Raw genomic sequence first — 7,031 nt, forward strand, 5'->3', positions numbered from 1 at the left:
TAGTCCGCATCGTTCTGGCTGTCCTGCTCGGGCAGTTTGAAACTCTCGGTGGCCCAGGCGCCAAAGTCCATGTTCTTGCAGCGCTCGCAGCAGAATGGCCGGAAGGCGTTGCTGGGCGCGTAGATGCTCGGGCCGCCACATCCGGGGCAACGTACGATCTTCTGTGGGCTGGTGCTGGCGTTCGCTGACATGGGCATCCGGCGCAAACGTTCAGGCGCAGAGCGTCAGCTCGAACGCGGTGTCGTCTTGTGCCGAGTGCAGGCGGTCGTCATCGCCCTGGCGCATCATGCGCACCGACAACATCAGGCGGTTGCCGCTGATCTCGGGAATCAGGCCAGAGTTCGGGTCCATGCGCAGGCGCAGCAACTGGAAGGTGCGGCCTTGGGGCAGGGTTTGCTGGAACTGCCCACCCGGCGCCACGACCTTTTGCGGCGAACCCGAATCGCGCAGCATCTTGAGCAGCAGCACGATGGATTCGGCCAGCGGCGCCAGCGGCACCGACCAGCGCTGCAGATCTGCCTGGCGTTCTGCGGCGCTGTGGTGTTGCCACTTGTAGTAAGCCGGCAGGTCGAATTCACAGGTGCCCGCGGGTATGCCGATGCGGCTGCGGATGCTCATCAGCCAGTCGTTCTCGGTCAGGGACTGGCCAGTCTTGCCTACCAGACCGCTGAGCTGCGAAAAGCAGTCCTCCAGTTGGCCGATGGCTTCGTTGAGCGCCTGCTCCGAGATCATCGGATTGCCACGGTAGGAGATGAGTTGCTGCTTGTGCCGCTCGAGGTCTTTGAGAACGTCGGACTTCATGTCCGCCCGGGAAGCCACTTCGATGATCTCGAAGATGGTCTGAATCGCGAAGTGGTGGTCCAACGGGTGCTGGCGCGGAACCAGTTCGACCATGCGCCGGAACAGTTGTTCAAGTCGCAGGTAGGTGCGGATGCGTTCGTTGAAAGGGTATTCGTACAGGATCACAGCAGCGTGGGTTCGCAGGGCGGGGCAGCGGGTGGGCGTTCATCATAGCCCGAACCGTTTCGCCAGCGCCCGGGCCAGATGTTGCAGGTTGTCCAGGCCCTCACCCTCGTTGAACACCACGCAGTCCGCAGCGGCCAGGCGTTGCTCACGCGAGCACTGGTTTCGCATGGCGGCTTCGATGGTGGCCAGGTCCCAACCGCTGCGCTGGATCACCCGGCGAACCTGGGTGGCAGGAAGGCAGTCAACGACCAGCAACCGGTCCAGTTGCACTCGCCAGTGCGGCGACTCCACCAGCAGCGGCACGTCGAAGATGAGGACGCTGGATGTGGCTTGCAGCGCTTGTTGCCGTATCTCTTGACCCACCAAGGGATGGACGATGCTCTCCAGCACCTTGCGTTGCTCAGGCTGCGAGAACACCAGGGCACGCATGCGCGCCCGGTCAAGTGCGCCGTCAGTGTCGATGAATTCTTGGCCAAAAGCGTGGGCGATCGCAGCAATGGCTGCTCCTCCGCTGGCCGTGGTAGCGCGCGACACTGCGTCCGCATCGATCACATCAGCGCCCATTGATTGGAGCATTCTTGCCAGCGTGCTCTTGCCGCTGCCGATGCCGCCGGTGAGCCCCAGCTTGAGGACTTGACGCGCGGATGTGGCCGTGTTCACAAGCCGATCACAGCCAGAATGGCCGATGGCCCGAAGATCATGGCGGTGAGGCCGGCGAGTGCCAGGAAGGGGCCGAAGGGCACGTACCCGCCTTCCCGCAGTTCACCCCTGAACTTGATGGCGATGCCGATCACTGCCCCGATGACCGAGGCCATGAGGATGATGGGGATGAGGGCCTGCCAGCCAAACCAGGCGCCCAATGCGGCGAAGAGTTTGAAGTCGCCGTAGCCCATGCCTTCCTTGCCGGTGGTGAGTTTGAAGGCCCAGTAAACCAGCCACAACGAGAGGTAGCCACCCACCGCGCCCCACAGGGCATCGGGCAAGGTGGTGTCGGTCAACTTCAGCCCGGCGGCGCACAAGCCAGCCCACAGCAGCGGCAGCGTGATGTCGTCTGGCAGCAGGGTGGTGTCCCAGTCAATGCAGGCCAAGGCCAGCACCGCTGCAGAGAACCCACACCAGGCCAGCGCCTCCCAACTGCCACCCCAGTTCCAGCCGCACCAGGCAAAGAGAGCCGCGCAGGTCAGCTCCACCGCCGGGTAGCGTGCGCTGATCGGCGCCGTGCACTGGCTGCACTTGCCTCGCAACGCGAGGTAGCTGAAAACGGGGATGTTTTCGAACCAGCGAATCTGGTGGCCGCACTGTGGGCAGCGTGAGCGTGGCACCATGAGGTTGAACGACTCGACTGCAGCGCCCTCCGTGTCGGCCACCGATGCGTTGTCGGGGTGAAGCCCCGCGCACTCGGCCGCCCAGTGCAACTCCATCATCTTGGGCAGGCGGTGTATCACCACGTTGAGAAAACTGCCCACCAGCAAGCCCAGGAGGCCCAGCAGCGCCGCCTCCAGCGCACCCGCACCGAGCATCAAACCACCTGACCCAATTTGAAGATGGGCAGGTACATCGACACCACGATGCCACCGATGACCGTGCCCAGCACCACGATGATGATGGGCTCCATCAGGCTGGAGATGCCGGCCACCATGTCGTCCACTTCCGCCTCGTAAAAGTCGGCTGCCTTTCCAAGCATGTGGTCGATCGAGCCCGATTCTTCCCCGATGGCGCACATCTGCAGCACCATGGACGGAAAGATATTGGCGTTGGTCATCGCGTTGGTCAGGCTGGTGCCGGTGGACACCTCCTGCTGGATGCGCTCGGTGGCGATTGCGTAAACGGAGTTGCCCGAAGCACCGCCCACCGAGTCGAGTGCTTCCACCAGCGGAACGCCGGCAGCGAACATGGTCGACAGCGTACGGGTCCAGCGAGCAATCACGGACTTCTCGATCAGCACACCGAAGATCGGCAGCTTGAGCAAGACACGGTCCATGAACCGCTGCACCTTTTCATTGCGGCGCCAAGCCTGCATGAAAAAATAGAAACCGCCGCCCAGTCCACCAAAGATCAACCACCAGTACTCGGTGAAAAACTCGCTCATCGCGATCACGAACAAGGTGGGGGCAGGAAGGTCGGCACCGAAAGAGCTGAAAACTTCCTTGAACGAGGGAATCACGAAAATCATGATCACCGCCACCACCACAAAAGCCACGATCACCACGGCAATGGGGTACATCAGCGCCGACTTGATCTTCGATTTGAGGGCTTCGGTCTTCTCCATGTAGACCGCAAGACGGTCCAGAAGCTCTTCCAGAATACCGGCGGCTTCACCCGCCTCGACCAGATTGCAATACAGGCTGTCGAAGTAGAGCGGGTTCTTGCGGAACGCCGCGCTCAGCGAGGTGCCAGTTTCAACATCGGTGCGGATGTCGTTGAGCAGCTTGGTCACGCTCGGGTTGGGGTTGCCGCGGCCGACGATGTCAAAAGCCTGCAGTAAAGGAACGCCCGCCTTCATCATGGTGGCCAGCTGGCGCGTGAAGATCGCGATGTCCTTGGGCTTGATGCGCTTGCCCGAGCTCATGCGGCGCTTCTTCACCTTGCTCGGGATGATGCCCTGGCGGCGCAGCGCCGCGAGCACCTGGTTTTCACCCACAGCACGGGTTTCGCCGCGCACCGTCTTGCCGTTGCGGTCCTTGCCTTCCCATTCGAAAACGACGTCTTTGATGCTCTTGGTTGCAGCGGTTGCCATGGTGTCCTCTCAAGCGTGTGTCAGGCGCGGCGTCATTCGTTGGTCACGCTGAGCACTTCTTCGAGCGAAGTCATGCCCAGTTTGACCTTGAGCAGTCCGGATTCGCGCAGTGTGCGAACGCCTTCCTTTCCAGCCTGCACGGCAATGTCCAACGCACTTCCGCCGCGCAGGATGATGCGTTGAATTTCTTCTGAGATCGGCATCACCTGATAGATGCCGACCCGCCCCTTGTAGCCGTTGTTGCAGCCAGAGCATCCAACCGGACGGTACGGCGTCCACGTGCCGTCAAGGTCATCGGCCTTGAAGCCTGCGTCAATCAGGGCTTTTCGGGGCACATCCAGGGGTGCCTTGCAGACTACGCACAGTTTGCGGGCCAGCCGCTGGGCCGTTATGAGGATGACACTGGACGCAATGTTGAACGTGGGGATGCCCATGTTCATCATCCGGGTCAACGTGGTCGGCGCATCGTTGGTGTGCAAGGTCGACAGCACCATGTGGCCGGTTTGCGCCGCTTTGATGGAGATGTCGGCCGTTTCAAGATCGCGAATCTCACCAACCATGATGACGTCGGGATCTTGCCGCAGGAAGGCCTTCAAGGCGGCCGCAAACGTCAGCCCGGCTTTTTCGTTCACGTTGACCTGGTTCACCCCGGGCAAGTTGATCTCCGAGGGATCTTCGGCGGTCGAGATGTTGATGCCGGGCTTGTTCAGGATGTTCAGGCATGTGTAGAGCGACACGGTTTTGCCCGAACCTGTGGGCCCGGTCACGAGCACCATGCCGTAAGGTCGCGCGATGGCCGCCATCAGGCGCTCTTTTTCTTCCGGTTCGTAGCCCAATGCATCGATGCCCACCTTGGCGCTGCTGGGGTCCAGGATACGAATCACGATCTTTTCGCCGAAAAGAGTGGGCAGCGTGCTGACCCGGAAGTCGATCACCCGGTCCGGACCGATCTTGAGTTTCATCCGGCCGTCTTGGGGCACTCGCTTCTCGGAGATGTCCATGCGGGAGATCACCTTGATGCGCGAAGCCAGCTTGTCCTTGATGGCGATGGGTGGCGAAGCGATCTCCCGCAGTTCGCCATCCACGCGGAAACGCACACGGTAAGTGTGCTCATAGGGCTCGAAATGCAGGTCGGAAGCGCGCATGTTGAACGCATCGATCAGCATCTTGTGCAGAAACTTGACCACGGGAGCGTCATCGACCTCGGAGGCCTTGTCGTTTGCGTCCGCGACCACGGATTCGGTGGACGCTTCATCAAATTCGAAGTCGCCTCCGATGATGTTGTCCATGGTCTCCGAGACGCTGGTGGTCTGCGCATCCACCAGCTTGCTGAGCTTGTCGTATTCGGCAATCACCCAGTCCACGCCCATCTGCGTGGCGAACTTGATTTTTTCTGCCGCCTGCTGATCGGCAGGGTCGGCCGTGGCCACCATCAAGCGGTTGTTGCGCTTGCTCAGAACAACGATGCGGTAGTCGGCACAGATCTTGGCGTCCAGCAGGCCGCTGGGCAGGCGCTGCACATCGATGGCATCCAGATCCAGCAGGGGGGCGGAGAACGCGGCCGACATGGTGTGCGCAAGGTCTGCTGCCGACACAGCGCCTGAACCCGTCAACTCAGCGATGAAGCTGGAGCGACCGCTCTGCGCTTTCCGATACAGGTCCTCAGCCGCTTTTTGCCCGAGCTTGCCGGCCGACACCAATGCGCGGCCCAAGCCCGGCAGAGCCATGGACGGAGTTTCCTGGGTAACAGATTCGACGGACGCCATAGCCTCGTAATCTAGCGTAAATCAACGACTTGGCCGCCGATTTGGAGGCAAGTTGTGCTGAATATGCGGATTCGCGCCGATGGGCGTTGTATCAAGGTTGCGGCCCCCGCGCCGGTCGTGCGAAATGCCCCGTTCATCGGGCCCTGTTCCGGCTTGACTTGTGGGTCCAAACTGGTCGGGGTGAGAGGATTCGAACCTCCGGCCTCTACGTCCCGAACGTAGCGCTCTACCTGGCTAAGCTACACCCCGAATGAACCCGGCGGGTCAATGAAAAAGCGGCCTCGCACCGCTCTGGATATCAGGAGCGGCGCCCCAACAGATCCGCCGCCAATTGTAGCAAGGCGGCGCTGTATTCGTTGTCGGGAAGCTGCTTCGCGGCATCGATGGCACGCTGTGCTTCGGCGTCCGCACTGGCTCGAGCTTCTTTCAATGCGCCTGTATCGAGAATGATCGAGCGGATGTCATCAAGGTGGGCGACATCGCCCTGTTCAATGGCTTGCCTGATCAGCTGCTTTTGAGCATCAGACGCCGTTCGCAACGCGCAGATGATGGGCAAGGTCACCTTGCCCTCGCGCAGGTCGTCGCCCAGGTTTTTTCCCAACTCTTCGGCACTGCCTTCGTAGTCGAGCACGTCATCAATCACCTGGAAGGCTGTTCCCAGTGCCTGCCCGTAGCTCGCGCACAAGGCCTCGGTCGGTCCGTCGGCTTTGGCCAGGATTGCTGCGAGCCGGGCACTGGCCTCGAAGAGTTTGGCGGTCTTGGACCGGATGACCCGCAAGTAAGCTGCTTCGTCAATGGAGGCGTCATGCATGTTCATGAGTTGCAGCACCTCGCCTTCGGCAATGACGTTGGTGGCGTCGGACAGCACCTGCATGACCCGCATGTCATTCACGTCCACCATCATCTGGAATGCGCGTGAGTACAGAAAGTCGCCCACCAGCACGCTCGCGGCATTGCCAAATCGCTCGTTGGCTGTTTCGCGTCCCCTGCGAAGGGTGGATTCGTCCACCACGTCATCGTGCAGCAGCGTGGCCGTGTGGATGAATTCGACCACTGCGGCCAGCGAGTGCCGGTGCGGGCTTTCGCTCCCGATGGCGTTACTCAGCATCAACAACAAGGCTGGCCGCAAGCGCTTGCCCCCTGCCGAGATGATGTATTGCGCCACTTCCCTGACCAGCGGCACTTCGGTGGTCAACCGTTCGTGGATCACTTCATCGACCCGGGCCATGTCCGGTTGGATCAGTTCGAGCGGGTTGCCGGGTTTCGGAATGGGGGTCGTCAAGATTCAGGCCGGGTAGATGGTGATGGGAGGATGCCGGGCCGTGTGGATTATAGAAACGAGCCGATGCCCCGCGGGGCATCCGGGCGTGGAGGAGACGTCTGGCGGGTGGGTGCGGGACGCCCTTGCCGGGAGCTGGAGGGCATGCTAAACTCGCGGGCTCGGCGGAATTGGGTCCGCTGGATTTCCATTCGTGGAATTTTTACAAGAGGTTCATATGTACGCGGTCATAAAAACCGGTGGCAAACAGTATCGTGTTGCTGCTGGCGAAAAAATTAAAGTA

General features: G+C 61.1%; 8 protein-coding genes and 1 tRNA gene. 1 reads left to right on the top strand and 8 read right to left on the bottom strand.

Annotation, left to right across the window (positions count from 1 at the left end; all coding sequences use genetic code 11):
• The 8 genes from Q0C59_RS17480 to Q0C59_RS17515 all read right to left on the bottom strand — a co-directional run.
• On the bottom strand, positions 1 to 197 hold a 197-nt coding region (locus Q0C59_RS17480; protein ID WP_407066567.1), incomplete at its 3' end, for a DNA gyrase inhibitor YacG.
• A 13-nt stretch (positions 198 to 210) separates the two neighbouring features.
• A complete protein-coding gene (zapD, locus tag Q0C59_RS17485) occupies positions 211 to 966 on the bottom strand; it encodes a cell division protein ZapD (protein WP_291217916.1) in 756 nt (251 codons plus the stop codon).
• Positions 967 to 1,008: 42 nt separating this feature from the next.
• Positions 1,009 to 1,626, bottom strand: coding sequence for a dephospho-CoA kinase (gene coaE, locus Q0C59_RS17490; protein ID WP_291217918.1), 618 nt, complete (start codon positions 1,624 to 1,626; stop codon positions 1,009 to 1,011).
• On the bottom strand, positions 1,623 to 2,486 hold the full coding sequence (locus Q0C59_RS17495; RefSeq protein WP_291217920.1) for an A24 family peptidase: 864 nt from the start codon (positions 2,484 to 2,486) through the stop codon (positions 1,623 to 1,625). The genes coaE and Q0C59_RS17495 overlap by 4 nt, the downstream gene beginning before the upstream one ends.
• Positions 2,486 to 3,703, bottom strand: a complete 1,218-nt coding sequence (locus Q0C59_RS17500) for a type II secretion system F family protein (protein WP_069047506.1) — start codon at positions 3,701 to 3,703, stop codon at positions 2,486 to 2,488. Before Q0C59_RS17500 ends, Q0C59_RS17495 begins: the two co-directional genes overlap by 1 nt.
• 32 nt (positions 3,704 to 3,735) lie before the next feature.
• Positions 3,736 to 5,430, bottom strand: a complete 1,695-nt coding sequence (gene pilB / locus Q0C59_RS17505) for a type IV-A pilus assembly ATPase PilB (protein WP_370654524.1) — start codon at positions 5,428 to 5,430, stop codon at positions 3,736 to 3,738.
• A gap of 211 nt (positions 5,431 to 5,641) precedes the next feature.
• A tRNA-Pro gene (locus tag Q0C59_RS17510) sits at positions 5,642 to 5,718 on the bottom strand.
• A gap of 49 nt (positions 5,719 to 5,767) precedes the next feature.
• Positions 5,768 to 6,697, bottom strand: coding sequence for a polyprenyl synthetase family protein (locus Q0C59_RS17515; RefSeq protein WP_291217927.1), 930 nt, complete (start codon positions 6,695 to 6,697; stop codon positions 5,768 to 5,770).
• Between the two features lie 268 nt (positions 6,698 to 6,965).
• Here Q0C59_RS17515 and Q0C59_RS17520 point away from each other — a divergent pair.
• The coding region (locus Q0C59_RS17520; protein WP_407066568.1) for a bL21 family ribosomal protein at positions 6,966 to 7,031 on the top strand (66 nt) is incomplete at its 3' end.

Source organism: Hydrogenophaga sp. (assembly GCF_022844385.1).
In the GTDB taxonomy this organism is placed as follows: domain Bacteria; phylum Pseudomonadota; class Gammaproteobacteria; order Burkholderiales; family Burkholderiaceae_C; genus Hydrogenophaga.